This window comes from Streptomyces sp. NPDC086766 (assembly GCF_044746005.1).
GTDB lineage: Bacteria > Actinomycetota > Actinomycetes > Streptomycetales > Streptomycetaceae > Streptomyces.
The window spans coordinates 1-24579 of the sequence record NZ_JBIVBI010000025.1 but is presented as its reverse complement, the minus strand read 5'-3'; the positions used below and the strand labels follow the sequence as shown (position 1 = coordinate 24579).

The window sequence follows — 24579 nt, the reverse complement described above, 5'->3', positions numbered from 1 at the left end:
CGAGCGGCCGGGACCCGGCCGGGTTTCCGGGTCAGGCGCCGACGTAGGCCGCCAGGTGCTCGCCGGTGAGGGTGGAGCGGGCGGCGACCAGGTCGGCGGGGGTGCCCTCGAAGACGACGCGGCCGCCGTCGTGGCCGGCGCCGGGGCCGAGGTCGATGATCCAGTCGGCGTGCGCCATGACCGCCTGGTGGTGCTCGACCACGACGACCGACTTGCCGGAGTCGACGATGCGGTCCAGCAGGCCGAGGAGTTGCTCCACGTCGGCGAGGTGGAGCCCGGCGGTCGGCTCGTCGAGGACGTAGACGCCGCCCTTCTCGGCCATGTGCGTGGCCAGCTTGAGCCGCTGCCGCTCGCCGCCGGACAGCGTGGTGAGCGGCTGGCCGAGGGTGAGGTAGCCGAGTCCGACGTCGGCGAGCCGCACGAGGACGCGGTGCGCGGCCGGCGTGTGCGCCTCGCCCGCGCCGAAGAACTCCTCGGCCTCGGCCACCGACATGGCCAGCACCTCGCTGATGTCGCGGCCGCCGAGGTGGTGGTCGAGCACCGACGCCTCGAACCGCTTCCCCTCGCAGTCCTCGCAGGTGGTGGCGACGCCGGCCATCATCGCCAGGTCGGTGTAGACGACGCCGGCGCCGTTGCAGGTGGGGCAGGCGCCCTCGGAGTTGGCGCTGAACAGGGACGGCTTCACGCCGTTGGCCTTGGCGAAGGCCTTGCGGATCGGGTCGAGCAGCCCGGTGTACGTCGCCGGGTTGCTCCGCCTGGAGCCGCGGATCGCGCCCTGGCCGACCGCCACCACGCCCTCGCCGGCCGGGATCGACCCGTGCACCAGCGAGCTCTTGCCGGAACCGGCGACCCCGGTGACGACGGTCAGTACTCCGAGCGGGATGTCGACGTCGACGTCGCGCAGGTTGTGCGCCGTCGCGCCGCGGATCTCCAGCGTGCCGCTGGGCTTGCGCACCGTCTCCTTGAGGGCGGCCCGGTCGTCGAGATGGCGGCCGGTGACGGTGTCGGCGGCCCGCAGCCCCTCGACGGTGCCCTCGAAGCAGACGCTGCCGCCCGCCGTGCCGGCGCCGGGGCCGAGGTCGACGACGTGGTCGGCGATCGCGATGACCTCCGGCTTGTGCTCCACGACGAGCACCGTGTTGCCCTTGTCCCGCAGCCGCAGCAGCAGGGAGTTCATCCGCTGGATGTCGTGGGGGTGCAGGCCCGTGGTGGGCTCGTCGAAGACGTAGGTGACGTCGGTGAGCGAGGAGCCGAGGTGGCGGACCATCTTCACGCGCTGCGCCTCGCCGCCCGACAGCGTGCCCGACGGCCGGTCGAGCGAGAGGTAGCCGAGCCCGATCTCCACGAACGAGTCGAGAGCGTGCCGCAGTTTGGCGAGCAGCGGCGCCACGGACGGTTCGTCGAGCCCTCGGACCCACTCGGCCAGGTCGCTGATCTGCATCGCGCAGGCGTCGGCGATGCTGCTCCCCCTGATCTTCGACGACCGGGCGCCCGCGCTGAGCCGGGTGCCGTCGCACTCGGGGCAGGCGGTGAACGTCATCGCCCGCTCCACGAACGCGCGCACGTGCGGCTGGAGCGCGTCGACGTCCTTGGACAGCATCGACTTCTGGATCTTCGGGATCAGCCCTTCGTACGTCAGGTTGACGCCCTCGACCTTGATCTTGGTCGGTTCCTTGTGGAGGAGGTCGTGCAGCTCCTTCTCCGTGTACTCGCGGATCGGCTTGTCGGGGTCGAAGAAGCCGCAGCCGGTGAAGATGCGGCCGTACCAGCCGTCCATGCTGTAGCCGGGGATCGTGAGCGCGCCCTCGCTGAGGGACTTGGAGTCGTCGTAGAGCTGGGTGAGGTCGATGTCGGAGACCGAGCCCCGGCCCTCGCAGGTCGGGCACATGCCGCCGGTGCGGGAGTAGGTCGCCTTCACCGCCTTCTTCGCACCGCGCTCGACCGTGATCGCCCCGCTCGCCCGGACCGAGGCCACGTTGAACGCGTACGCGCTGGGCGGGCCGATGTGCGGGGTGCCGAGCCGGCTGAAGAGGATGCGCAGCATCGCGTTGGCGTCGGTGGCGGTGCCGACCGTGGAACGGGGGTCGCCCCCCATACGCTGCTGGTCGACGATGATCGCGGTCGTCAGCCCGTCGAGCACGTCGACCTCGGGCCGCGCCAGGTTCGGCATGAAGCCCTGGACGAAGGCGCTGTACGTCTCGTTGATCAGCCGTTGCGACTCCGCGGCGATGGTGTCGAACACCAGCGAGCTCTTGCCCGATCCGGAGACGCCGGTGAACACCGTCAGCCGGCGCTTCGGGATCTCGATGCTGACGTCCTTGAGATTGTTCTCGCGGGCGCCGTGCACGCGGATCAGATCGTGGCTGTCTGCCACGTGCGACGCGGGCGACCGCGGGTCGGTCCTCGTGGCCATGCTCATCGTGTCTCCGTCCGCTCCGTCCGCTCCGTCCGCCCGGCCCGTGGCGCCGCCGGTGATGTCCACGGCAGACACGCTAGGCGGGAAGCGGGGCCCGGCGCTTCTCGATTCCTGAGGGAAGCGGTACGGATTCCCCGCGCGCGCCTGAGTCGGCGCATCCCACTCCATGAACGGGCGAGGCCCCGAGCGCTTCGCCGCCCGGGGCCTTCGTCGTCACCAGCGGGTGCCCGGGCCCCTGGCCTTCCCGTTGGACGGCTGCGACCGGCCCGCGGCGGGACCGGCCTTGCCGCGGGCGGGACTGGTCCTGGCCGTGGCCGGCCTGGTCCTGCCCGCGGCGGGAGCTGTCCGGCCCGAGGCGGGGGCCGACGTCGGGCCGTCCGCGGGGAGTTCGGACTGGGGGGCGCGCCGCTGCCGGTGGCGGGGGGCGACGCGCCGGGGCGGGCGGGTCAAGGTGATCTGGCGGACGAGCTGCTGGAAGCAGGTCAGGGACGCCAGGCCCGGCAGCGCGGCCGCCGCGACGTCGACGAGCGTCCTGGGCGCCTGGACGACGCACAGGAACATCGCGATGGCCGAGAAGAGCAGCACCGCGCACCAGGAGTGGACGGCGCGGCGCCGGTGCAGGGCGGCGCGCAGGACGGACAGCGACGCCACCAGCCAGGGGCCGAAGACGAGCAGCGGCCACCAGGACGCGATGCCCGCCTGCATACGGGACACGGCCACGATGCGGAGGGGGTCGTAGGCAACCATTCCACCGAAGAGACTCACCGCGGAGGCGGTCACCGCGGCCAGCGCGGCGATGAACTGACTGACGGCCCGCAGGCCGGGCGGCCACTTGCGCTTGCGGACCTTGCGATGCCCGCGGGACACCCTTCTCAGCGGAGGCAGTTCCGCGGTGATTTCCTGGAGATTCTCCAAAGGGGTGCCGGACCCGGTCGGAGTGACCGGGTCCGGCATCTCAGTCCGAGCGGTCGGAATTCTCGGCCGATTCTGCTCCAACATCGCGTCCTGGAGCATGAAGGCCAATTCCTCGGCCGGGTCCCAGGCCGAGTCCGGCGGCACCAGGGGAGTCGAGAAATACGCCTCCGGCGCCGGATCCGGAGTCGGAGGCGGAGTCGGAGCGCGGTGCCGGCCGGTGCCGGTCTGCTGATATCCGTCAAGATAATCCGGATAATCTGCCGAGCGTCCGGGATGACCGTCGATTCGTTCGTCGTACATCGCGCGACCTTGGTTATTCCACCACCGAAAAGGGGAATCTGCCCTCCGGGCCCACCCATCGGCGGGCGAGATCGGCTTCCAGCGCACTCATCGCGTCCAGGAAATCCCGCAGCAGGGGCTCGGTCACCTGCAGCGCCACCGGGAAACCGCCTCTGCTCAGCGTGCCGTTGGCGGGCCCCGCCTCGTGCACCGGGGCGGGATCGTAGGTGTAAGGGCCCAGGGCGACCGCACGTCCGGCAGCCGTCCCCTCCCGCTCGCGTCCCACGAACAGACGCAGGTACTGCCCTTCCCTGGTTGCCTTAGTCATATCCCGACTAACGCCGCCCCACTCCACCGGATGCGGGGCATTTGGGTGAACGGATTCCCACGACAAGACGTATATGTGCGATGGGATGTCTCGTCCGTCCAGCCGAAGAGATGGACGGCGGCGCGGGGCGCGGAGCCACCCTACTCGGCACCGGTGGAGACCTCGTCGGACATCGGATCGGCGCCGAACGGGCGGGCGTTGCTCTGCAGCACGTCGACCATACGCCGCCGCCGATTCAATTCCATTGAATCGATCCGCCACATTCGACATTGGTAGGGCGGTACGAAAATGGAGCCGGCGGTGCACGCGGAAGCACACACGATCAGCATCCATAGGGTGACATTCCACATGACTTTCTCCGGTAAGTCCTGTCGGCTGTGTCGCACGACACCGGCATAACGCGGACGCATATGCGAAGTTACGGAATAGAAACGCATATGCACGGCCATGGGGCTAGCCGGAGATCCGGACCTTCCGGGACTCGCTCACCTGGTCCAGTTCCGAGACCCGCACCGTCGCCTTCATCGTCCAGGTGCCGGCGATCGGCAGGGTGAGGTGGTCGGTGCCCCAGTAGCCGCCCTTGTCGGTGAGCCCGGCGTCGATCGGGCCGATGTCCCGGGCCGGGAGGGAGAGGGAGAGCCGGAGTTCGGGCACGGTGGACACTCCGCCGTCGGGACCGAGGACCACGGCCTCGACCGTGTTCTCGCCCACGCGGCCCGGCAGCAGGGTGATCTGCACCTTGCCGCGGGCGCCCGAGGTGCCGAGGTCGAACGGGATCCACGTGACGCTTGCGCTCGGCCCCGCGGCGGCGGGCGAGGCCTCGGCCGCCGCGCGCCCCGGCACGGTTCCGGTCAGCACGGTGCTGATCACCAACACCGCCGCCCCCAAGCCGACTTCGGCCAGAACCGCGCGACGCAGGCCGCGACGGTACGTGTCGGACGCCGGGGCGTCGGCCACGGAGTCGTGGGTCGGCGAGGCGCCGGCGGAGGCGGCGGAGGCGTCGTCGGCCGCGGTGGCACCTGCGGTCGCGGAGGCGTCGTCGGCGGCGACGTCCGCGTCCGCCGTCAGCAGGCGTGCCGTCCAGTTCCGGGACTGGCCGGCCGCCGTCAGCAGCAGGGTCACGGCCGCGAGCTTCAGCAGCAGGAGCCGCCCGTACGAGGTGTCCGTGAACGCGGTCCAGGAGCCGAGGCCGCGCCAGGACTGGTAGACGCCGGTGGCCACCAGCACGCCGACGGCGGCGAAGGCGATGCGGGAGAAGCGGGCGACGGTGGCGGCCAGGGCGGGGTGGGGGACGCGGGCGGGCTCGGGGCCGCGGGACGTGGTCGCCGTCGCTGCCGGTACGGTCTTCGTCGCCGTGCCGGCCGCCGTCGCCGGCGCCGGTGAGGGGGTGTCACCACCCGTCCGGTACGTCTCGCCCGTCTCACCCTCCCCCGGGGCCGGGTCCGGGTCCGGGTTCGGCTCCGGATCGGCGGGCCGCGTCCGGCGGAGCGTCATGAGCAGGGCCGTCAGGCCGCCCAGCCAGACCGACATCGCCAGCAGGTGCAGGATCGAGGAGGCCATCGCGACGGGCACCTGGAGGCCCGCCGACGCGTGCTCGGCCGCGGCCCAGGTCAGGGCCAGGGCGAGGGCCAGGGCAGCGCCCACCGCGCTCGCCGCCGGGGTCGGGCGCGCCGGGCTCCCGTCCCTGCCGCGCCGGGACAGCCGGACGAGGAAGGCCGCGGCCGGCAGGAGCAGGGCCAGGCGGGCCAGCAGGACCACGCCCGGGCGGCTGGTCAGGGTGCGGGACAGGGCCGAGGGGTCGAACGCCGCCGCCGGGCCCGCGCCCGTCTCGTACGGGGCGCGCAGCACCAGCAGGACCACCGTGGACGCCAGCAGCGCCCACCAGCCCGCCACGAGCGGCCTGCGCAGCGGGCCGGGGTCCGGCGGACGGCAGGCCGCGGCGAAGACCGCCGTGCCGATGACCAGGGCCGCGGCGGCGTAGGCGGCCCAGCGGGCGAGGTCGTAGAGGCTGCCGGTGACGGGGTCCTCCGCCGGGCCTGAGCCGACCGTGGCGGCCGCCGGGGACGGGCGGCCCACGGAGAAGGTGTAGGCGCCCGACACCGGGTGGCTGTCCGCCGACACCACCCGCCAGGCGAGGACGAAGGTGCCCTGGTCCAGCTTGCGCGGCACGGTCGCCCGGACGGTGTCGGACCGGCCCGGAGCGTGCCGGGCCTCGCCCGTGCGCACCCGGCGCCCGTCGGGGCCGAGGAGGCGGAAGGAGCCGTCGAGCAGGCCGACGGACTCGGTGAAGGTCAGCGTGATCGCGTGCGGAGGCGACTTGAGGACGGAGCCGTCGGCCGGGTCGGCGCCGCGCAGGGCGGCGTGCGCCGCGGCGGGCCCGGCGCCCCCGAGGAGCAGCAGGACCACTACGGCGCCCAGCAGCGCCACCACCGGAAGCCGTCGCCGCCCCTCCCGGACCCGCGCTTCCAGCCCCTGCCTTCTCAAGCCGCGCGCCTCCCGGTCGCCCCGCCCCGGCCGTCCGGGGGACGCGCCGTCGTCATGGCCTTCGCTCCGCCGTCGGGTCACGTCGCCTCTCCGTGGTGGGACTTGCCGGCTTCCGGATACGTACGGACGCGCGCCGCGCATCACTCACCCCCCTCGCGGACCATCCCCGCACCTTCACACATCCGGCGGCGTCCGGACCCGCGGCCCCCTCACCACGACAGCCGCAGGCGGACCGCGCCGCGCGGCCCGAGGCGTCGCCCGGCGAGTCCGGCGGAGGCGTGCCATGCTGCGTTCCGCCGCCCGGCGGGCGATCATCGGGGCATGGACGTCACTCTTCACCTCGCCCAGGATCCCGAGGCCGACGCGCTCCTCGGGCGCAGTCCGCTCGCCGCGCTGATCGGGATGCTGCTGGACCAGCAGATCCCGATGGAGTGGGCGTTCAAGGGACCGGCGACGATCGCCCGGCGCATGGGCACCGACGACCTGGACGCGCACGAGATCGTGACGTTCGAGCCGGAGACCTTCGGCACGCTCCTGTCGGACAAGCCCGCCGTGCACCGCTACCCGGGGTCGATGGCCAAGCGGATCCAGCAGCTGTGCCAGTACATCGTGGAGCACTACGACGGCGATCCCGAGGCGATCTGGCGGGACGCCGGCGACGGACGCGAGCTGCTGCGGCGGCTGGAGGACCTGCCCGGGTTCGGCAAGCAGAAGGCGCAGATCTTCCTCGCGCTGCTCGGCAAGCAGCTCGGCGTCCGGCCCGAGGGGTGGCGGGAGGCCGCGGGGCCGTACGGGGAGGCGGAGTCCTTCCGTTCCGTCGCCGACATCACCGGGCCGGAGTCGCTGGAGCGGGTACGGGCGTACAAGCAGGAGGCGAAGGCGGCGGCCAAGTCGGCGAAGGGCACGAAGCCCTCCGCCGACTGAACCGGCCCCTCGCGGTCCGGGGCGGGCCGCCCCGGACCCGACCCGGCCGGGCGGTCCGGGGCGTGGCCGTACGCCGAGCGGGCGATTCTCGGGCGCGCCGCGTTGAACGGCGTACGTCCCGTGGAGACATGACCCGGCGTGAGCACCGCACCGCACGCCCGCCGCGCCGCGCGCCGAGGCCGTCCGCAACACCCGAGACGAGCAAGACGCACCCGAAGGCCCCCGGTCGGCCGGCGTCACGCGACCGGCGGCCGGCCAGGGCGGAGGAGGGGAAGCGCGGCTGAACCGTGGCCGGGCGCCGGCACGGGCGCCCGGCCGACCACCGCCCGCGGGCCGTGCCCAGGAGGGAGCCGACATCTCCCTGCCGGTCCGGATGCCCGGCCGGGCCCGGCGAGGCCCGCGAGACCGGCGGCGCACGGCGGTGCCCGGCGAGCGGGCGGACGACGCGGTCTCGCCGTCGCCCGTCTCAGGCCCCCGTTCCGGATTCGCCCCGCTTTGCTGCGGCATTTCCCGCGTCGCACTCCGTCGTCATGGCTGCGCCCGGAACGTCTTGGCCGGTAGGCTTTCCGTGTGATCTTCAAGCGCATCGGAAACGGCCGGCCGTACCCCGACCACGGCCGGGAAAGCACCCGGCAGTGGGCCGACGTCGCGCCGCGCCCGGTCCGCCTCGATCAGCTCGTCACCACCAAGCAGCAGCTCGACCTGGAGACCCTGCTCGCCGAGGACTCGACCTTCTACGGCGACCTCTTCGCGCACGTGGTGAAGTGGCAGGGCGACCTGTACCTGGAGGACGGGCTCCACCGCGCGGTGCGGGCGGCGCTCCAGCAGCGCCAGGTGCTGCACGCGCGCGTACTCGAACTGGACTGAGCACCTCCGGTCCGATCCGGGAGCCACCGATCCGGTCCGCCGGTCCGATCCGGGAGCCGCGCGGGCCGACACGAGACCGGCGAACCCGGATCCGACGAGTCCGGCGCGAGAGCCGCGGAGCCGGCCCGACAGCCTTCCGGCCGTATCCGTCAGGGGACGGCTTGGACCTTTCGGGTTCTGCTGGACGGATCCGATGATCATCTAGTAGGAATCACCGCCCCGGAGCACTACGCTGCGCCCATGAGCATGCTGACTCCCCCCGGCATGGGTGGGCAGTACCGGATCAAGGGCAACAAGTATCCGCGGATGCGCCGGCCCCGGCGGCGCGGCAGGCTCGCGTTCCTGGCCGTCGCCTCCGCCACCGTGCTCGGCGTGATCGGCTGGGGCACGCTGCAGCTCATCGACGTCTTCACCGGGGGTGGCGGAAAAGCGTCGGCCGCCGGCGTCAGGGCGGGCTGCGCGACCGCGGCCGAGCCCAAGGCGAGCCCCTCCCCGGTCCGTGCGGAGCGGGCGCTGCCCAAGCCGGGCCGGATCACCGTCAACGTCCTCAACGCCACAGCCCGCAAGGGCCTGGCCAAGCAGACCGCGGACGAGCTGAAGAAGCGCGGCTTCCACATCGGCCAGGTGGGCAACGCCACCAAGGAGTTCGACAAGAAGGTCAAGGGCACCGGACTGCTGCTCGGCGCGACCTCGGCCATGAACACCTCGCTGCCGGTGCTCGCCACCCAGCTCACCGGCGCCGAGACCCGCGCCGACACCCGCAAGGGCGCCGACGTCGACCTCGTCATCGGCGACGGCTTCAAGGAACTGGCGAAGCAGCCGGACGCCACCAAGGCGCTGGCCGCCCTCAGCGCACCGCGGCCGGCCGCCGACGCGGCGAAGAAGGGCTGCTGAGCGGGACGCGGCGACAAAGCCGTACGCCCTGGGGAAAGACCGTACGCCCCGTGGAAAGACCGAGGCCGCCGCACGCCTTGCGGCGAACGGCGGCCCGGGAGCCCGGGGGCCCAGCGGCAGGAACGAAGCGCTACTCGGCCGCGCCGTACATCCGGTCGCCCGCGTCGCCGAGGCCCGGGACGATGTAGCCGTGCTCGTTGAGGCGCTCGTCGACCGAGGCCGTCACGACCGTCACCGGGGTGCCCGCGAGGTCCCGCTCCATGACCTCGACGCCCTCGGGGGCGGCGAGCAGCACGACCGCGGTCACGTCGTCGGCGCCGCGCTTGATCAGCTCCCGGATCGCGGCGACCAGCGTGCCGCCGGTGGCGAGCATCGGGTCGAGGACGTACACCTGACGGCCGGAGAGGTCCTCCGGCATACGGGTGGCGTACGTGGAGGCCTGCAGCGTCTCCTCGTTGCGGATCATGCCGAGGAAGCCGACCTCGGCGGTGGGCAGCAGCCGCACCATGCCGTCCAGCATGCCGAGGCCGGCGCGCAGGATCGGCACCACCAGCGGACGCGGGCGGGCGAGCTTGACGCCGGTGGTCTGCGCGACAGGCGTGTGGACGTCGACCTGTTCGGTGCGCACGTCCCGCGTGGCCTCGTAGGCGAGCAGGGTGACGAGTTCGTCGGCGAGCCGGCGGAACGTCGCGGAATCCGTGCGCCGGTCGCGCAGCGTGGTGAGCTTGTGGGCGACCAGGGGGTGGTCGACGACGTGGAGACGCATGTGCCAACAGTAACCGGGCGCCTCGGCCGCCCGCCCGCCTCCCTCCAAGGCCCCGTCCGAACGGCCGCCGCCCACGTCACGGCACATTCCCCCGGCATGCAACCCCCCGGCCGGGGGAATGCGGGAGGACGAAGTGGGGTGGTGAGCCGATGCCCGAGCGGGAATCCCGTGACGAAGCGGCGCCGCGCGAGGAGCGCCGGACGCCGGACACACCGGAGGCCGAGGCCGAGCGGCGGCGGCGCCGGGCCCGGTTCCTGCGCGAACTCGCCGAGGCCAGGGCGCTGCGCGACCGCGTCCAGCCCCGCCGCGCCAAGGCCGCCCGGCTGCGTCACGCGATGCGCATGCGCACGTTCCGCTGGTAGGCACCTCTCCGGCTGCCGCGCCGCCACCGCCCGGGCATCCCGGCTGCCGCCCGTGACGACCGCCCGGGCCCCCCGGCCGCCACCCGACACTCCGACCCGGCACACCGATGGCCCGACACTCCGAGCGCCCGGCACTTCGACGTTGCTCCGACAGGCGGTCCCACGTTCGGCAGGCAGGGACGACGGGCGGTCGCGGGGGCGCGGCGACACCCCGGGCGGGCGTTTCGGGCGGTGGGCGTGCTGCACGCCGGGCAAAGCCGCGTACGATCCGCAGGTGGCGGCAACGAGTGCGCCGGTGAGTCCTTGACGGACGTGCGGTCAAAACTGCCGGACACAGGGAGCCGAAGACGTCCCCTGAACGCCTTGTTTCTGCCACGATTCCGAGTGGGTGGGGCTCGGAGCCCAGCTCTCCCCACCCAGAACCTCCGCCGGGGGGACCCCCAACCGGCACGCCTATGACCAGTGGGAGAGTCACGGTGTACTTCGCCGCACTGCTCGCGCGCACCGAAGACGGGTGGGAAGCGAGCGACACAGAGCTCGATGATGTGGAGACGCTGTCCGACCTGGCCGATCTGGCCCGGGAAGCCTCGGCCGACGACGACACGGTGCTCGTCCTGATCGAGCAGGAGGACGCGTGGTTCGGCGTCGTCCGCGTGGACGGCGAGGACGACCCTCGCATCTACGTCTCCGACGCCGCGGCCGCCGCCCGCAGTTCGTACGGCGAGATCCTGCTCACCGACGAACTGCTCGGACGGGAGCCCGGCGACGACGGCACCGACCTGGACTCCCTCGACCTCGACGGCACGGAGGACGGCGAGCCCGCCTCCGCCGAGGACGACGGGGAGGAGGAGGGCGGTGCCGCCGACGCCATCACGCACGGCCCCCTCGGTGACGCCGAGATCCTCGACGACCTCGGGGTCGGCGAGAAGGAGCTGCGCGCCCTGGACGCGGACGACGCGCTGAACGCGATCGCCGAGGCCCTCGGTGCCTCGGAAGTGCTGGAGACCGTCCGCTGACCGCGCCGCGGACCCACGGGCCCCCGGACCCGGTACGCGACCGCTGGCGGGCCGCGATGCGGCTTGCCCTGGGCGAGGCCGAACAGGCCGCCCGGGGCGGGGACGTCCCCGTCGGCGCCGTCGTGCTGGCCGCCGACGGCACGACCGTGCTCGGCGCGGGTCACAACGAGCGGGAGGCCACCGGCGATCCGACCGCGCACGCGGAGGTCCTCGCTCTTCGGCGCGCCGCCGCGGCGGCCGGGGAGTGGCGGCTGTCCGGCTGCACGCTCGTGGTGACACTGGAGCCGTGCACGATGTGCGCGGGCGCGCTCGTGCAGTCCCGGGTGGACCGGGTGGTGTACGGCGCCCGCGACGAGAAGGCGGGGGCCGCCGGCTCCCTGTGGGACGTCGTACGGGACCGGCGTCTCAACCACCGCCCCGAGGTGATCGAGGGCGTGCTCGCGGGCGAGTGCGCCCAGTTGCTCACCGACTTCTTCCGCGCCCGCTGAGCGGTCCCCGGCCCTCGCGGCCGGCGACCCCCGAGCCGTCCCGGAGCGCGGCGCCCGGGTCGCCGGGAAGGCGCAGGCAAACGGATTTCAAACCACGGCCCCCCGTGCTGTAAGGTCTCCCTCGGTAGCGTGTCCGAGCGGCCGAAGGAGCTCGCCTCGAAAGCGAGTGTGGCGCAAGTCACCGAGGGTTCAAATCCCTCCGCTACCGCAGGTAGACGAAGGGGCGGTCCCGAGTGGGCCGCCCCTTCGTCATGCGTGGTCTCAGTTTTGGTCTCAGTTGGCTGGGACAGGCACCCCGGCGGAGCCGTCATCGCCGTTGTCATCGGTCCGCTTCCAAATGAGTCCGTCGACCTGGTCCGCCACGGCGGTCCGAACGCTGTCGACCATGTGCTGATAGCGCGCCGCCATCGCGGTCGTGGACCACCCCATGAGACCCATGACGGCCCGCTCCGAGACGCCGAGGATCAGGAGCACAGTCGCCGCAGTATGCCGGGCGTCGTGCAGCCGTCCGTCTCGGACCCCGGCGACCCGAAGGAGTTCCTTCCAATCGTCGTAGTCCGTTCGGGGGGAAATCCCTCGCCCATTTTCGGTGGCGAACAGCCAGCCCTCATCCTTCCAGCGATCACCGGCGGCTGCCCGTTCTTCGTCCTGTCGCTTCCGGTGAGTCCGGAGGAGATCCACGAGCTGCGGAGGCAGGCCAACAGCCCGGCGACCGGCACGCGACTTGGTGTCAGCAGTCTCAGGATTCGTACGCGTCCGCATGGGGCAGTACCCAGCCTTACGCTCACATGTTCCGCCACAGCCGTGCGCGTACTGCGGCCGGTGCCGACTGCGGCGGACCACGAGGAACCGCGCCTCCAGGTCGAGATCCGACCACTTCAGTCCCAGGGCCTCCCCCTGACGCAGGCCGAGGGCAAGGGCCACCGCCCAGCGCGCCGAGTTCCGCTGCCTCTCGGCAGCCTTGAGGAGCCGCCTCACCTCCTCAACGGTGTACGGCTCCACCTCCTCCTCCCGGAGCCGGGGGGCCTTGGCCAGACGTACAGGGTTCTGCGTGAGCTCTCCGCGCCGCACGGCCTCATTCAGCGCCACACGGAAGGTGCGATGGATCTGGTGAATCGTGGCGGGCTTGCGACCAGCGGCCCGCATCTTTCCGTAGAGGTGCTCGACGTGCTCGGGACGGAGCCTGTCCAGGCGGTGAGCACCGAGGCCGGGGATCAGGTGCTTCCGGACCGCGACGCCGTACCCCACCATCGTGTTCTCGTTCACCCCGAGTGGGGCGATCTTCTCGACCCAGTGCGTCAGCCAGCTCTCGACTGTCCAGGCCTGGCCGACCTTCCGGACGGTCCCGGCTTCCCGCTCCTTCTCCAGCGCCTTGACCGCTTTGACGACCTCGGTCCGTGTCTTGCGTCCGACATGCCGCCGGTCCGGCGTACCGTCCGGGCGAATGCCCACAGTTACCCGTCCATGCCACCGGCCGTCCTTGCCCTGGTAAATCGAAGATCGGCCGTTCGGCTGCCGGTTACGCCGCTTCTCGTTCTCCTCTGCCACTGGATTCCCCTTCTTAGGCGGCGGTTCGGTGGGACTGGCGCAGGCGCGTGACGTACTCGGCGACGGCGTCGGCGGGGACCTTGCGCAGCCTGCCCACGGTCACGGATTCCAGCTCGCCGGAGCCGATGAGCTGGTAGCACACGGTGCGGCCGATACCGAGGCGACGGGCAGCCTCTTCGACTGTGAGGAGCAGGAGCGTCGGATCACCGGTCGTCGGGGCGGGGGTGGCTACGGCTGTGGTCACTTCTCCTCCTTGAGATCCAGGCCGAGCAAGATCGAAACGGGGCGAGCCGGCACAAGCGTGGATCCAGCGCAGACGGGGCACGGGAAGCGCGGTTCGGTTGAGTGACGCCCGGAGCCGCCGCACTCAAGGCAGGCCGTCCACTCGTCGGCTGCGAAGGCGGCCCGGCAGGCGGCACCGTCGGCACAATGCAGTTCGTGGCAGACCGGGCAGTCCGAGCCCGGCACTCGCCGCAAGCGTTCATGCATGGTCGGCTCCTCCCAAGGCGGCCAGTTCTTCACGGGCGGTTTGGCGGTTGAGCTGGAGATCACGGGCGATGGAAGCGGCGAGGGCCGACTCGCCGGGGGTGTGGCCGTGTCCGGCGTACTGCCAGGAGGCGAGGACGAGGACGGTGTCCGGTTCGGTGTCGTCCAGGCCGAGTGCCTCGTGTTCCTGGCGGGCGCGGTAGTCGGCGCGTGCCTCGCGCAAGGCGCTGAGGGTGGTGGAGTAGCGGCGCGACTTGGTCGAGAAGTGGCCCCGGAAGCCGAGCATGTGCGCCCAGGCCCTGAGTCGGCGGTCGGGGTAGAGCGGGTCGAGATCGAAGCAGGCATCGAGCAGGCGCCGGGTGTGGTCGGGGACGCCGAGGAGGACGGCGGCCTCACGGTTACCAACCGGGCGATCCAGGGTCCCCGTCGTCTCGGCGGCTTTGGTGGCGTACTTGGCCACGTAGGAGGCGACTGCCTGCTCGGTAATGGCAGAGCCGTCGCCGAAGGCGCGGACGGGGCGGATATCGAACTGTCGGCCCCACTGGAAGGTGCGTTCGGGTTGGTCCCCCGCGGCAGGCACCGTCACCGTGGCATACCGGTGCACCACGGCGGCCCGAATCGCATCGGTGAGCAGTTCCGTACTGGCCCAGGAAGGTGGTGGATCTTCCGGACCATCCGGACCGTCGAGGCGGATCACGGCATGGAAGTGGACGGCGCCGCGTTTCTGGAACTCCGCAACCTTGCCGTAAGAGACACGGCAGACCTCTTTCAGCACCCGTTGGGTCAGGCCCGCGCGGGCAGCGATCTCGCGGTGCAGCCGCTTGATGAAGCGGTGCCAGAGCTCTCCGGCGTGGTTGTTGAAGAGCACGGCGCCCACGTAGTCGTACGACTCAGGATCGAGGGCGGTGCCCAGGGCAGGGTCATCCGGGACGTGGTGGGTACCGCAGCGGCAGCGGCCAGTGTCGGGGCGGTTGTGGACCGGGCCGAACGAGGGGGCGGTGAAGGTGGCGAACACTCGGGGGTGCTCGCGGACGCGGGCAGGAATGGCCCGGGCATCGTCCCCGGCAAGCCCGGCCCGGATCAGGTGATAGGTGTCCCCGGCATACAGCCAGGCGCAGGCGGGGCAGCGTGAGGCACGTCGGTTACCGCAGGCGATCCGCAGCCGCCCGCCGGGTTCCTGCTCGGTGGAGTAACGGTGCAGGGTCTCACCGGTGGTCTTGTCCTTGGTCAAGGTCCATCCGGTGATGTGGACGGGGTTGGAGCAGCCACCGGTGCGGCGGATTTGCTCTTCCCAGCGGCGGAAGCGAGGCGAGGCAGCCACCCTCAGCGCGTCGGCAAGGGTGGCGGCATCGAGGCCCGCAGCGCTAGCGGGGGTGGTCATGTGAAGCACCGCCCGGAGTCGCACAGAGCGGTTTCGTCCCACTCGTCGAACGGGAGCGTGTCCCAACCGTCCGGGATGGCCTCGGCGAGCGATTTCCCGAACCGGGTCAGGTAGACCGGGTCTTTGCCGAGCAGGGCGCGTCGCTCGTTGAGGGTGTCCTCCAGCTGGCATGACTTGGCGAACAGATCGGGGGCGGTGCGGCGCATCTCTCGCCAGGTCTCCGGCCGGTGGAAGGGGCAGAAGAAGCACGCCGACTTGGGCGGGACGGGCAGACCGGCCCCACGGATGACGCGGTAGCAGTCGGTGCGCCGCAGCCCGAGGTCCAGCAGCGGATACGTGATCCGCTCGTAGGACTCGCTGCGACGGCTGTTGGCACGCTGGATCTCATCCACGCTGATGCCGACGCCCACTGTCGCAGGGTGCTCTTTCGTCGCGCCCAGTTCCTTAAGGCGTTTGCCGATGACTCGGATCTTGAAGTCAGCGGTGCAGCTGCGGGTACCAGGCGCCCCGTTGGACATCCGAACCGGGATCGGAAGGGAGCGTGAGCCGTCCTTGTTAAGGCGGCCCCACAGGGTTTCGGTGCTGCCATCGCGCCGGACGCGGTGCACCTCTTCCAGCCGCAACCCCTGAGCCTGCGCGAAGGGAAGGGCGTACTCGCGGAAGTAGGCGAGGGTGCGGGGGTCTTCGGAGTCCTCCCCAACGTTGGCGAATATGAACGTGTCGAACTCGATACGTCCCTGAGAGGCAAGGACGAGGCAGGCAACGGATTGGACACCGCCGCCGAAGCTGAAGGCTCGGAGCTGGCCCACGAAGTCACCTCCCCGCCGAAATGGAGGTGAGTCGACGAGCAGGGACCAGGCCGAGTCCCTGGCAGGCGGGGCAGTGCACGGTAAGAATGCGCAGGTGACCGTGTGCATCCCGACCGGTGCCGAGAGACACAGCGACGGAGGCGAAGCCGTCGCAGTCCGGGCAGACGCGGGTGTCTGAGTCGCGCTGGGGCATGATGAGTCTTCCCTTTCGGGTCCATCGGATCTGGAAGGTGGGAAGGCGCCCGGAGCGGCGGAAACTTGGCGGTTGAGGCCGCTCCGGGGCCGGTCAGCGCTGCTTGCGCTCCGCGTTGAGTAGCGAGCGCAGGACGACCGCGCACACGGCGACCGAGGCGCCAGTGATGGCGACGGCCAGGAGCATCGAGACCAGGACGGCCCCGACGACCAGGACCACAGCCGTGCCGCCGCCAACCAGGGCGAGGACCGCACCGGGGGTGAGCTGCACAGCCGACCGGGCTGGGGCAGGAGCCACCGAGGCCGGGGGCGGGGTCTGGTTGCTGGGGACGATCGCGGTCGGCTCGACGACGGTCGGGCGGACCACTGCACCGGTCGGGGCAGGGTTGGTGGGGATCTTCGGGCGGAGCATGACGGTGTTCTCCCTTCCGGGGGCGGGTTACTTCGTGATGGCGGTGTCGATGGCGGGGGCGAGGATGCTGTCGGCGAGGAGATAGCCGCCGATCAGGAGCACGGCCACGAGCCACCAGGGCGGGCGCCAGAGCTTGACGCCGAGCCATCCGACGACGATCAGGGCGAGCCAGAGCGGGACGTCCATGGCGGAGGTTCCTTTGGTTAGTCGGGGATGCGACAGCGGTGGGTACGGGCGGCGAGCTGTGCGGCGGACTGGCTGGAGTAGTCCGCAGACCAGCCGCACCGGTCGGAGGTGCACACCGCGGCGTGTTTGGTGCGGCCCCGCCGGTCGCGGTGGGTGCCGATCTGCACGGGGCCGATCCGCATCACGGAGTGGAAGAGGTCACGGGCAGGCATGAGCTGTTCTCCTTGTCGGTCAGGTGAGCTGGGCTGCGATGGCGTCGGCCAGGGGTGCGGGGACGCTGAGGCGGGCGCGCAGGGTGTCGGTGTCGATCGGGGAACCTGTTCGGGCACGGTGGGCGTCGGCGACTTTGCGGGCGTGGTCGACCAGCGCGGCCGGAACACTCGGCAGGGAAGCCGAGGCCGGGGCAGGACCGGCGGGGGCCGGTTCAGGAGCACGGGCGGGCTCGACAGCCGGGCGGGCAGAGGCGGTATCGACAGCAGCAGGCGCTTCGGCTGCCGGTGTTGGCGTGCGGTCGACCTCGGCGCGGACGGAGTCCGCCGGAGCGTCGACAGTCGCCGGGGCCTCCTGCTCGGTGGCATTGCTGGTGTGCGGTCCGTGAGCCAGGAGGGTGCCGCCCAGGAAGGCGAGGGCGGGCCAGCCAGCGACCAGGATGCGCAGCCAGGCCGGCACATGATCAAGGTCGAGGAGTCCGGCGGTGGCGATGTTGGCGCCGAGCGAGGCGATAAGGGCAGTCAGGAACCAGCACCACACCGGACGCGAGGGGCCGTGCGAGCGCAGGCGTCGCCACGCAGCGACGAGGAGCAGGTCCACGCTGATCGGGTAGGCCCACGCCTTCCAACCGCCCTGTCCGGCAGCGTCGGCCAGGTCATGCAGGTGGGAGAAGGACAGCGCACCGGCGATCACAGCTTGCACGAGCACGGCGTCGAAGCGGATCGAGCGGGACATGGTGGTCACCTCCTTGACGGAGATTGGGCCAGGGCGGAGCGGGCGGGGAGCGTGTCCGGCCGTCCCGCCCCGGCGGTCAGGTGGTCGGGACGTTGCCGGTGCCGAGGCAGGTAAGGCACACGGCGGTCTGCCGGTCCTCAGTCGTGCGCTTCTTGCGGGAGCCGACCTGGACGGTTTCGGCAATGTCGCCGCTGCCCTGGCAGTCCGGGCACTTCGGCGGTGCTGCCGGAGCGGTCTTCCGGCGGGACGGGCGCTTGGTGGTGGCCATGGTCACCACCCGCCGGGGTAGTCGGGACCCGCGTTGGGGTCGTAGCCGGGCGGGAAGAGGCCGGGGGGCGGTTCGGGCAGGGACGCGGCCAGGCTGGGACCGATGGCGTCCACGAAGGTGGTGTCAGCGCCCAGGGTGTCGGCGTACAGGGCCAGGGAGCCGAGCAGGATCACGGTGCGGTGGAAGTCCTCGCAGTGCTCACACATGGATCTCTGCCTCCTTTCAGGCATGGCTCGGGTAGGGACACGGCGCGAGAGCGGTCACGCCAGCCGTCGAGTTCGAGCGATCAGGCAGCGACGGGAGCCGGGTCCTTGACCGTGGCCAGGTGCGAGTGAGCGGGTCGGAACGGTTCCAGGGCGGGCAGGTCCGGGGCGCGGTCGGCGTGCCGGTTGCAGATGTTCACGGCCTGCCGCAGCGAGGTGTGCGGGGCACGGATGCGACTCCAACCGCCCGTGGAGTCACCAGCGATGGCCACACCGGGCATGTCGGAGGGAATCTGAATCGCTGCGAGGACGGCATCCGGGGCGATGTCACCGAAGGCCATGTTCGCCGACGTCTCGTCGTTGACCCGGTGCGCAGTGCGCCCGGTGAGCTGAGCGCGCAGCATCGTGATGCCCTTACCCAACTCGGAGCCGAAGCGCTGCCCACACACCTCCAGATAGATCCCAGCCGCACGGCCCAGCTGAGCCAGGCGGACCAGGGCAGTGACGATGCGGTCCCGCCGCCTCTCCTGCTCCTTGTTCGCGAAGAGCGCGAGTTCGGCAACCTCGTCGATCAAGACGACAATCGGAGTCGGGCGCAGGCCAGCGGGCAGGTCCCAGATGTCAGCGGCGATTTCCGCATCACGCACGGCGGAGACGATGCCCTGATGTGTGCGAATGGTGCGGTAGACGCCTTCCATATGGTCGACCAGGGCATCGAGGAGTTCGGCGGCGGTGTCGGGGTTGTCGGCCAGGGCGGAGAAGCGGCGCGCGAGCGGGAACAGCTCCACACCCTGCTTGCAGTCGATCCCGACCACGGCGACATCCAGCGGAGCGAGTGCGGCCACCAGATTGCGCTGGTAGACCGACTTACCCGACTCCGTCGCACCGAGCGTGAGCGCATGCGGCACGGCCCGATAGTCGCGGTAGTGGACCGAGCCGTCTTCCCTCAGGGCAACAGGCACCCTAAAGGCACCCGTGGCGGTCTTGGCGGCGGGCATCTGCACCCGCTTGAGCACGTCGTAGCCGGTCATTCGCAGCTCAACGACACCCGCGCGCAGCTCACGGGAGGTCACGCCGTACATTGCGAACGAGTGACGCAGCCGGTCTGTAGCGGCGGCGAAGTCGAAGGCATCCTGTCCGGCCCGGAGCTTGAGCCGCAGGACCAGGCCGGTACGGGTCGGGCGGATACGGCAGATGCGCGGGGCGCGAGGCTCCGGCACCGGCCGGTTAGTCGCCCGGGCCAGGGCCAGGCGCCAGCGTGAGGGCGGAACGGTCAGCCCGCACGCGTCCATCACCGAGTGGTAGCGGATGCGGACCCGCAGCGCGGCGAGGACGACACCGAAGCTCATCCAGTACCAAGCAGGGCGCCACCACTTCAACAGCAGCGCCAGACCGACAACGAGCGCGAGCGCGAACGTTAACCGCTCCATGCTCAGGCCGCCTCCGGCTTCGAGGCACTGGCCGCCAGCGAGGTGACCGCGACCGCGCGGAAGGCGATCCCGTGCCGCTTCTGACCGTTGAACTCGTTCTCCCACGGCCGGGCAATCAGACCGGTCAGCGCCACCGGGGTGCCCATGGTCAGCTCACCGGAGACACCGGTCTCCGGCACGGTGATGCTCAGGATCTCGGCGTTGCCGTCCAGGACGAACATCACGTCCAAGGTCATCAGGCTGGCACCGGTTTCGGCATCCGTGGCGACCTCACCGGTACGCCGGTCACGGACCTTGGGCTGCGGGGGCTGCGCCACCATCACGGAGGCGTCGGAGGTGTTCACGGGGATCTGACGCATCGTGCGTACTCCTTGAACGAAGTTGACTTGACGTCACGGATCAACTGGCTCAAGCCAGTTGAAGTGGCTTGCACCAGTAGAACTGGCTCAGGCCAGTCGCGTCAACCCCTTTACCCCAACTGGCTTGAGCCAGGAGCTAGACTGACGTCGGCCACCTAGGAGACCCGATGACCGACCAGAGCGGCGGCAGCAAGCCGCCCAGCCAGCGGATTGCCGACGAACTGCGCGACGCGATCCAGGGCGGGCAGTACCCGACCGGACAGAAGCTGCCGTCCCAGCGCGCGCTTGCCGAGCAGTACGGCGTAGCGCGGAACACCGTGGACGAAGCGCTCAAGATCCTCGGACGCGAAGGCCTCGTCACCTCGGAGTGGGGGCGTGGCGTGTTTGTCCGCGAGAAGCAGGCACTCATTCGCTTGGGGAGCGACAGGTACTCGCCGAAGTACCGAGAGACCGGCCTCTCTCCGTTCCTGATCGAGTGCGCGAAGCAGGGGAAGACCGGCCGGTTCGAAGTGCTCAGCATCGAGCGAGTGAAGCCGGACGCCGAGGTCGCCAAGCAGCTCAAGGTGCCCGAAAAGACGAAGTCGGTGCTGCGCCGGGAGAACGTGTTCTACGCGGACGAAGATCCCGTGTACCGGGTCACGACATGGATCCCGTGGAGCATCGCGCAGGGCACCGGACTACTTCAGGAGGAAGTGCCCCACCAGTACGGCATTCACGGCGTCCTCGAAGAGAAGGGCCACGTGATGACCCGGATAAACGATGAGGTCACGGCACGTATGCCCAGCCCTGAAGAGGTTCGATACCTCAGCCTCCCGTCCGGAGTTCCTGTTATCGAGGTAGCCCATACGAGCCTTGACCAGGACGGCGAGCCGTACGAGCTGACCAAGTTCGTGATGCGAGCCGACATGAACGGGCTCAGCTACAACGTTCCTGTCGAGTAGAAGCAAGGCGAGGAGCAGCATGCACCCCGACACGGTGGGCCAGGTCACGGCCATCCGCCCACGCACCGAAGCAGACCTGCCAGGAGCGGCGGCGGCACTCGTCGCCGTTCACGCCGCCGACGGATACCCGGTGGAAGGGGTCGACGCCCCACAGGAATGGCTGAGTCCGGCGGGAATCCTTCAAGCTTGGGTCGCGGACAAGGGCGGCAAGATCGTCGGGCATGCCATGATCAGCCGGCCTCAGGGCGAGGACGCCGTCAAGATGTGGCTCGAGCAGAGCCACGACACCGCAGACCACGTAGCTGTCGGCGCCCGCCTGTTCGTCGCACCCGAGGCACGCAGCGAAGGGCTCGGTGAGCGGCTGATCCGAGCTGCGTTCGATTACGCCCAGGACCACGGGCTACGGGTCGTCCTCGACGTGATGGCCAAGGACAAGGCAGCCATCCGGCTCTACGAACGCATGGGGATGCAACGCATCGGAACCGCCAAGCACACCTATGGCGCAGGGCAGGAGATCGACGCCGTCTGCTTCGTGTCGCCGACTTCCTGATAGGCCAGTAGCCCAGCAAGGCTGTGCGGCCAAACTTTCCCTACTTCATCAAGCCCCGGCTGCGCTCCGCTCCGCCGGGCGCGCTTTCCGGCTCCGCTACGGGCGCCGCTCCTGCCTCCGGCCCGCTCCGCCCGCGCTGCGCCGACGCGCGCCCACACGTGGATAGGACCGGTGGTCATGAGTCGATCACCTCATCGAGCGACCCTCGGTCAAGGCAATGCCTCCGGCGGGGGATCGGCCGACACCGGGATGGAGAGGGCGCCATCGCCGACCGCGGGCCCGTAGTGGCGTGCGCAGGGAGCTCCCATCCCGCACACCATCGACCCAGGCAAAGCCGAGCAGACGCGGCCCCTGGCGTCCAGGTCGTTCGTACAGTGGCGCGCTCCACCTGGACGCCAGGAACCACGCCCGCTCCACGGTGTGTGGGTCGACGGCGTACGGGATGGGAGCTGGGGTGAGTGGTCGGCTGAGATATGCCGTCACAGCGACAGACGCGTGCGGGTGATCAGCACGCCAGGGGCGGTCTAGTCATCGAACGGTAGGAGTTCTCCTGGGTGATCGGCCAGCGGGTAAACGCCACCGACGCAACCGTCTGTCAGAGCTTCCTCATGTCCTTCGTGCTCAACCCACAACTCATCGGGCAGGTTGCCCTTGCACCACTTCTCCGCTTCATCGCTGTTGGCCATGTAGGTGTCCGAGGTGACGCCTTCGCTTGGGTCGACATTCAGGGTGGGCAGCCCCTCAGCCTGGTGCTTCCCCCCGAACGTCCTGCCGTCCTTGTACGCGTCCCACGCCGGACCGGAGAACGTCTCGGAGGACTCCGGAGAAGAGGTACCTGACTCGCACCCGACCAGCAGAGTTGCAGCGAGGAGAAGTCCAGGCAGAGCACGTAAATGTGTCATGAGCACAGCGTAGATGCCCACGCCGCAGAGCGACGCAGCACGGCCATGTACGGAGGTGAAGGAGGGCGTACCGCCCTACGCCCGACTCTTCACTTCTCCGGGCACTGATCGCACCCCCACGGCGATCGACACGATCATTGAGACTCCGCCGACCGGAGTCCGCTAGAACACCGACGGCGCCATCTTTGCGGCGACTGAGTAGCTGATCGACTAGCATCGCTACACTCAGCTAGGGGGGTGGGTTATGACAACTGACGTCTGGCAGACGGTGATCACCGGGGTGGCGACAGCCCTCGCAGCGGTCGTAACTTTTCGGCACTTAAGGCAGTTCCCCAAGGACTTCGACCAGGAGCTAAAGGAGGAGCGCGAGCGTCTACGAGAACAGTTGAGTGCCCGGGAGTGGCGAGTAGGCGGCGAGCTGTTCCATAGCGCTTCAACCTCTAGTGACACGGGTGGTCAAGACGGCAGCCAACTGGCCGACATCCGCGACATTCTGCAACGCGCTGATGATGACCGCTTTGCCGAGTTGCTCACTGACTATTACGCCTACGGTCTCACACAAGCGCGAAGTAGTTTCCACACGAGCCAGCGGTTCGCTGGTCTAGGGACTCTGATCCTCCTTTTTGGAATCGCACTTGCGATCTGGCGATCTGAGACGACAGGCGACCTATACCTTGGAATCGTCACCAGTTCGGTAGGCGCGGTCATCGCGGTCATTGGTCAGTTGTTCCATCGTCGCGCCGACATCGCTCTGCGCCACATGTCAGACCAGACGGATGCGCTTCGCGACGACATGCGAACCGAGCGATCAACCGAGCAAGCGATCAGGCTCCTAGCGGACGTCGTCGATCCTGAGGTGAAGGCACGGCTTCAAGCGGGATTGATCATGAAGTTGGCAGGAGCCGAGTTGCCCACTCTGACCGAGGGCATGTACCTACCTCCGCAGCAGAACACTGGTCAGCGGGAGGCTCCAACACCCTCCGGCGGCTAGAGAAGCGCGCCGCTTACAGCAGTACAGCAACCTAAGCAACCGCACCGTGAACTGGGGGGGGCCTTGGCTACGTGGCTTCTGACCTGTAACCCTCGCGTCTTCGATCTTCCGCGCTTTCGGGACGACGGACACGCCCTCACTTCGTGGACCATCTCTCAGTACAAGAGAAACGTGGCTGCTGATGATCAGTTCGTGCTGTGGGTATCTGGGACCAACGCTGGCATCGTCGCTTACGGTCACTTCACTGACGGAGCAAGTCACGGCACGGCAGACGCGGCTTACTGGGCAGACGAACCAGGCGAGAAGGATTACGTTCCGCTGGAAGTCGATCAGTGGCTTGAACGGCCAGTCCTCAAGAGTCAGCTCGCCGCTGATCCGCGAATGGCTGGCGCGACCATCCTCACCATGCCTGGAGGGCGCAATCCTCACAAGCTGACTGATGTGCAATGGGAGGCCATCAGCGAAGCCATCGGCCTCGTGCAGGGCGGGGATGTAGGACGGGACCGCATGCCTGGCGGTGGCAGCCCTTCCCAGGCAACGGACAGCCTCATCCGTGCGGCAGCCGCCCCTGTCTCGGTTGAGACGATCCGCACGGTGCGTGGGGCCATCGGGCAGACCTATGTAGCGCCCGATGAGGGCATGACACCAACGTCAGGGGCACCGAGTGTGCCAGACCCCGATCTAGTGGGCCGCAATCTGTCGGCACACCGGCGGCTGCAAAACCGGCTTGCAGAGGCGGCACGGGCACACGGATACATCGCGCTCTCGCCCGGCACTCTCGATCCTGACTTCGACCTTGCGTTACTCAGCGCTGATGGGCGTGTCACTGTCTGTGAGGTTAAGTCGTTGACATCGGCCAATGAGACTCGCCAACTGCGTACGGGGCTCGGCCAGATCCTCGATTATCAGGATCAACTCACGGCCCGAGCACCGCAGGTGTCGGCGGTGCTGTGGGTCGAACGCGAGCCGTCTGAACGAAGGTGGGTTGACCTCTGCCGACGAGTCGGTGTGACGCTTGCCTGGCCGGGGCAAGAAGACTCGGTGCTCTGTGGATGACCTCAACTGGCATTCACAGCGGCCCGCCGCGTGCGCCGTCCGGTGCCGCCCTCGGGCGAAAGTCGACATTACTGACACACCAACTACTAACCTCGCGCTTTCGCGAGCGGCCCTGTCCGGGTCTTGATCAAATAAGTGGAGAGTGCTGCTGACCTGCAACGATGGGACTTGTCGAGGGTCC

General features: G+C 69.9%; 29 protein-coding genes and 1 tRNA gene. 11 read left to right on the top strand and 19 right to left on the bottom strand.

The features are described 5' to 3' along the window. Positions 1-31: 31 nt before the first annotated feature. The 5 genes from ACIPM1_RS31005 to ACIPM1_RS30985 form a co-directional block, all read right to left on the bottom strand. Positions 32-2419, bottom strand: a complete 2388-nt coding sequence (locus ACIPM1_RS31005) for an ATP-binding cassette domain-containing protein (protein WP_402440336.1) — start codon at positions 2417-2419, stop codon at positions 32-34. Between the two features lie 210 nt (positions 2420-2629). Continuing rightward, positions 2630-3631: a DUF2637 domain-containing protein gene (locus ACIPM1_RS31000; protein WP_402440296.1), complete on the bottom strand. Its 1002-nt coding sequence runs from the start codon at positions 3629-3631 to the stop codon at positions 2630-2632. Between the two features lie 13 nt (positions 3632-3644). Beyond that, complete coding sequence (locus ACIPM1_RS30995) at positions 3645-3938, bottom strand: hypothetical protein (RefSeq protein ID WP_402440294.1); 294 nt, start codon at positions 3936-3938, stop codon at positions 3645-3647. A 140-nt stretch (positions 3939-4078) separates the two neighbouring features. After that, entirely contained in the window at positions 4079-4288 is a 210-nt protein-coding gene (locus ACIPM1_RS30990; RefSeq protein WP_402440292.1) for a hypothetical protein, read from the bottom strand. A gap of 103 nt (positions 4289-4391) precedes the next feature. After that, positions 4392-6365 (bottom strand): copper resistance CopC/CopD family protein, encoded by a 1974-nt coding sequence (locus tag ACIPM1_RS30985; protein ID WP_402440334.1) that lies wholly within the window; start codon positions 6363-6365, stop codon positions 4392-4394. 378 nt (positions 6366-6743) lie between these two features. Between ACIPM1_RS30985 and ACIPM1_RS30980 the strand changes: the two genes are divergently transcribed. The 3 genes from ACIPM1_RS30980 to ACIPM1_RS30970 all read left to right on the top strand — a co-directional run bounded on the left by ACIPM1_RS30980 (position 6744) and on the right by ACIPM1_RS30970 (position 9107). After that, positions 6744-7346, top strand: a complete 603-nt coding sequence (locus ACIPM1_RS30980; RefSeq protein WP_402440290.1) for an HhH-GPD-type base excision DNA repair protein — start codon at positions 6744-6746, stop codon at positions 7344-7346. Between the two features lie 570 nt (positions 7347-7916). Then, positions 7917-8213, top strand: coding sequence for a type II toxin-antitoxin system VapB family antitoxin (locus ACIPM1_RS30975; protein ID WP_004943146.1), 297 nt, complete (start codon positions 7917-7919; stop codon positions 8211-8213). Between the two features lie 240 nt (positions 8214-8453). Beyond that, positions 8454-9107, top strand: a complete 654-nt coding sequence (locus ACIPM1_RS30970; RefSeq protein ID WP_402440288.1) for a LytR C-terminal domain-containing protein — start codon at positions 8454-8456, stop codon at positions 9105-9107. A 130-nt stretch (positions 9108-9237) separates the two neighbouring features. On the opposite strand, the gene upp is transcribed toward ACIPM1_RS30970, so the two are convergent. Next, positions 9238-9873: a uracil phosphoribosyltransferase gene (gene upp / locus ACIPM1_RS30965; protein ID WP_402440287.1), complete on the bottom strand. Its 636-nt coding sequence runs from the start codon at positions 9871-9873 to the stop codon at positions 9238-9240. Between the two features lie 149 nt (positions 9874-10022). On the opposite strand from upp, the gene ACIPM1_RS30960 reads away from it, so the two are divergent. From ACIPM1_RS30960 to ACIPM1_RS30945, 4 genes are all read left to right on the top strand, one after another. Further along, positions 10023-10235, top strand: coding sequence for a hypothetical protein (locus ACIPM1_RS30960; protein WP_356181108.1), 213 nt, complete (start codon positions 10023-10025; stop codon positions 10233-10235). Positions 10236-10711: 476 nt separating this feature from the next. Continuing rightward, positions 10712-11251 carry a hypothetical protein gene (locus ACIPM1_RS30955; RefSeq protein WP_356181660.1) on the top strand — a complete coding sequence of 180 codons (540 nt, stop codon included), beginning with the start codon at positions 10712-10714 and terminating at the stop codon, positions 11249-11251. A gap of 56 nt (positions 11252-11307) precedes the next feature. Next, positions 11308-11739 carry a tRNA adenosine(34) deaminase TadA gene (gene tadA, locus ACIPM1_RS30950; RefSeq protein ID WP_356181111.1) on the top strand — a complete coding sequence of 144 codons (432 nt, stop codon included), beginning with the start codon at positions 11308-11310 and terminating at the stop codon, positions 11737-11739. Positions 11740-11862: 123 nt separating this feature from the next. After that, positions 11863-11947, top strand: a tRNA-Ser gene (locus ACIPM1_RS30945). A 65-nt stretch (positions 11948-12012) separates the two neighbouring features. Here the strand turns inward: ACIPM1_RS30945 and ACIPM1_RS30940 are convergent. From ACIPM1_RS30940 to ACIPM1_RS30885, 12 genes are all read right to left on the bottom strand, one after another. Next, positions 12013-13287, bottom strand: a complete 1275-nt coding sequence (locus ACIPM1_RS30940; protein WP_402440284.1) for a tyrosine-type recombinase/integrase — start codon at positions 13285-13287, stop codon at positions 12013-12015. Positions 13288-13300: 13 nt separating this feature from the next. Then, positions 13301-13531, bottom strand: coding sequence for an excisionase family DNA-binding protein (locus ACIPM1_RS30935; protein ID WP_402440282.1), 231 nt, complete (start codon positions 13529-13531; stop codon positions 13301-13303). A 237-nt stretch (positions 13532-13768) separates the two neighbouring features. Further along, complete coding sequence (repSA, locus tag ACIPM1_RS30930; protein ID WP_402440280.1) at positions 13769-15154, bottom strand: replication initiator protein RepSA; 1386 nt, start codon at positions 15152-15154, stop codon at positions 13769-13771. Then, positions 15151-15963, bottom strand: a complete 813-nt coding sequence (locus tag ACIPM1_RS30925; RefSeq protein WP_402440278.1) for a phosphoadenosine phosphosulfate reductase — start codon at positions 15961-15963, stop codon at positions 15151-15153. The genes repSA and ACIPM1_RS30925 overlap by 4 nt, the downstream gene beginning before the upstream one ends. 286 nt (positions 15964-16249) lie before the next feature. Next, entirely contained in the window at positions 16250-16567 is a 318-nt protein-coding gene (locus tag ACIPM1_RS30920; RefSeq protein WP_402440276.1) for a SpdD-like protein, read from the bottom strand. A gap of 27 nt (positions 16568-16594) precedes the next feature. Beyond that, on the bottom strand, positions 16595-16753 hold the full coding sequence (locus ACIPM1_RS30915) for a hypothetical protein (protein ID WP_402440274.1): 159 nt from the start codon (positions 16751-16753) through the stop codon (positions 16595-16597). Positions 16754-16770: 17 nt separating this feature from the next. Beyond that, positions 16771-16965: a mobile element transfer protein gene (locus tag ACIPM1_RS30910; protein WP_402440272.1), complete on the bottom strand. Its 195-nt coding sequence runs from the start codon at positions 16963-16965 to the stop codon at positions 16771-16773. Positions 16966-16984: 19 nt separating this feature from the next. Beyond that, positions 16985-17698 carry a DUF2637 domain-containing protein gene (locus ACIPM1_RS30905; RefSeq protein WP_402440270.1) on the bottom strand — a complete coding sequence of 238 codons (714 nt, stop codon included), beginning with the start codon at positions 17696-17698 and terminating at the stop codon, positions 16985-16987. A gap of 76 nt (positions 17699-17774) precedes the next feature. Then, positions 17775-17966, bottom strand: a complete 192-nt coding sequence (locus tag ACIPM1_RS30900; protein WP_402440269.1) for a hypothetical protein — start codon at positions 17964-17966, stop codon at positions 17775-17777. A 2-nt stretch (positions 17967-17968) separates the two neighbouring features. Continuing rightward, positions 17969-18172: a hypothetical protein gene (locus tag ACIPM1_RS30895; protein WP_402440268.1), complete on the bottom strand. Its 204-nt coding sequence runs from the start codon at positions 18170-18172 to the stop codon at positions 17969-17971. Between the two features lie 80 nt (positions 18173-18252). Next, complete coding sequence (locus ACIPM1_RS30890) at positions 18253-19599, bottom strand: FtsK/SpoIIIE domain-containing protein (RefSeq protein ID WP_402440266.1); 1347 nt, start codon at positions 19597-19599, stop codon at positions 18253-18255. A gap of 2 nt (positions 19600-19601) precedes the next feature. Next, the gene (locus ACIPM1_RS30885; protein WP_402440264.1) at positions 19602-19958 is read right to left on the bottom strand and encodes a hypothetical protein; all 357 of its coding nucleotides are present in this window, start codon (positions 19956-19958) and stop codon (positions 19602-19604) included. Positions 19959-20125: 167 nt separating this feature from the next. Here ACIPM1_RS30885 and ACIPM1_RS30880 point away from each other — a divergent pair, with 167 nt between their 5' ends. Together ACIPM1_RS30880 and ACIPM1_RS30875 are read left to right on the top strand one after the other, a co-directional pair. Then, positions 20126-20899: a GntR family transcriptional regulator gene (locus ACIPM1_RS30880; RefSeq protein ID WP_402440262.1), complete on the top strand. Its 774-nt coding sequence runs from the start codon at positions 20126-20128 to the stop codon at positions 20897-20899. Positions 20900-20918: 19 nt separating this feature from the next. After that, positions 20919-21449 carry a GNAT family N-acetyltransferase gene (locus ACIPM1_RS30875; RefSeq protein WP_402440260.1) on the top strand — a complete coding sequence of 177 codons (531 nt, stop codon included), beginning with the start codon at positions 20919-20921 and terminating at the stop codon, positions 21447-21449. A 524-nt stretch (positions 21450-21973) separates the two neighbouring features. Here ACIPM1_RS30875 and ACIPM1_RS30870 read toward each other — a convergent pair. Continuing rightward, positions 21974-22351 (bottom strand): hypothetical protein, encoded by a 378-nt coding sequence (locus tag ACIPM1_RS30870; protein ID WP_402440258.1) that lies wholly within the window; start codon positions 22349-22351, stop codon positions 21974-21976. Positions 22352-22595: 244 nt separating this feature from the next. Between ACIPM1_RS30870 and ACIPM1_RS30865 the strand changes: the two genes are divergently transcribed. Continuing rightward, positions 22596-23342, top strand: coding sequence for a hypothetical protein (locus ACIPM1_RS30865; protein ID WP_402440256.1), 747 nt, complete (start codon positions 22596-22598; stop codon positions 23340-23342). Positions 23343-23513: 171 nt separating this feature from the next. Next, entirely contained in the window at positions 23514-24398 is an 885-nt protein-coding gene (locus ACIPM1_RS30860; protein ID WP_402440254.1) for a hypothetical protein, read from the top strand. Positions 24399-24579: the final 181 nt, after the last annotated feature.

Excerpts from the sequence above, each read along its gene's own strand:
- ACIPM1_RS30875 (WP_402440260.1), top strand. The coding sequence starts at position 20,919 with ATGCACCCCGACACGGTGGGCCAGGTCACGGCCATCCGCCCACGCACC.
- ACIPM1_RS30890 (WP_402440266.1), bottom strand. The coding sequence starts at position 19,599 with ATGGAGCGGTTAACGTTCGCGCTCGCGCTCGTTGTCGGTCTGGCGCTG.
- ACIPM1_RS30920 (WP_402440276.1), bottom strand. The coding sequence starts at position 16,567 with ATGCTCCGCCCGAAGATCCCCACCAACCCTGCCCCGACCGGTGCAGTG.
- ACIPM1_RS30960 (WP_356181108.1), top strand. The coding sequence starts at position 10,023 with ATGCCCGAGCGGGAATCCCGTGACGAAGCGGCGCCGCGCGAGGAGCGC.
- ACIPM1_RS30900 (WP_402440269.1), bottom strand. The coding sequence starts at position 17,966 with ATGGCCACCACCAAGCGCCCGTCCCGCCGGAAGACCGCTCCGGCAGCA.
- ACIPM1_RS30995 (WP_402440294.1), bottom strand. The coding sequence starts at position 3,938 with ATGACTAAGGCAACCAGGGAAGGGCAGTACCTGCGTCTGTTCGTGGGA.
- ACIPM1_RS31005 (WP_402440336.1), bottom strand. The coding sequence starts at position 2,419 with ATGAGCATGGCCACGAGGACCGACCCGCGGTCGCCCGCGTCGCACGTG.
- ACIPM1_RS30865 (WP_402440256.1), top strand. The coding sequence starts at position 22,596 with ATGACAACTGACGTCTGGCAGACGGTGATCACCGGGGTGGCGACAGCC.
- repSA (WP_402440280.1), bottom strand. The coding sequence starts at position 15,154 with ATGACCACCCCCGCTAGCGCTGCGGGCCTCGATGCCGCCACCCTTGCC.
- ACIPM1_RS30915 (WP_402440274.1), bottom strand. The coding sequence starts at position 16,753 with ATGGACGTCCCGCTCTGGCTCGCCCTGATCGTCGTCGGATGGCTCGGC.
- ACIPM1_RS30980 (WP_402440290.1), top strand. The coding sequence starts at position 6,744 with ATGGACGTCACTCTTCACCTCGCCCAGGATCCCGAGGCCGACGCGCTC.
- ACIPM1_RS30895 (WP_402440268.1), bottom strand. The coding sequence starts at position 18,172 with ATGTGTGAGCACTGCGAGGACTTCCACCGCACCGTGATCCTGCTCGGC.
- upp (WP_402440287.1), bottom strand. The coding sequence starts at position 9,873 with ATGCGTCTCCACGTCGTCGACCACCCCCTGGTCGCCCACAAGCTCACC.
- ACIPM1_RS30990 (WP_402440292.1), bottom strand. The coding sequence starts at position 4,288 with ATGTGGAATGTCACCCTATGGATGCTGATCGTGTGTGCTTCCGCGTGC.
- ACIPM1_RS30885 (WP_402440264.1), bottom strand. The coding sequence starts at position 19,958 with ATGCGTCAGATCCCCGTGAACACCTCCGACGCCTCCGTGATGGTGGCG.
- ACIPM1_RS30905 (WP_402440270.1), bottom strand. The coding sequence starts at position 17,698 with ATGTCCCGCTCGATCCGCTTCGACGCCGTGCTCGTGCAAGCTGTGATC.
- ACIPM1_RS30910 (WP_402440272.1), bottom strand. The coding sequence starts at position 16,965 with ATGCCTGCCCGTGACCTCTTCCACTCCGTGATGCGGATCGGCCCCGTG.
- ACIPM1_RS30870 (WP_402440258.1), bottom strand. The coding sequence starts at position 22,351 with ATGACACATTTACGTGCTCTGCCTGGACTTCTCCTCGCTGCAACTCTG.
- tadA (WP_356181111.1), top strand. The coding sequence starts at position 11,308 with ATGCGGCTTGCCCTGGGCGAGGCCGAACAGGCCGCCCGGGGCGGGGAC.
- ACIPM1_RS30970 (WP_402440288.1), top strand. The coding sequence starts at position 8,454 with ATGAGCATGCTGACTCCCCCCGGCATGGGTGGGCAGTACCGGATCAAG.
- ACIPM1_RS30880 (WP_402440262.1), top strand. The coding sequence starts at position 20,126 with ATGACCGACCAGAGCGGCGGCAGCAAGCCGCCCAGCCAGCGGATTGCC.
- ACIPM1_RS31000 (WP_402440296.1), bottom strand. The coding sequence starts at position 3,631 with ATGTACGACGAACGAATCGACGGTCATCCCGGACGCTCGGCAGATTAT.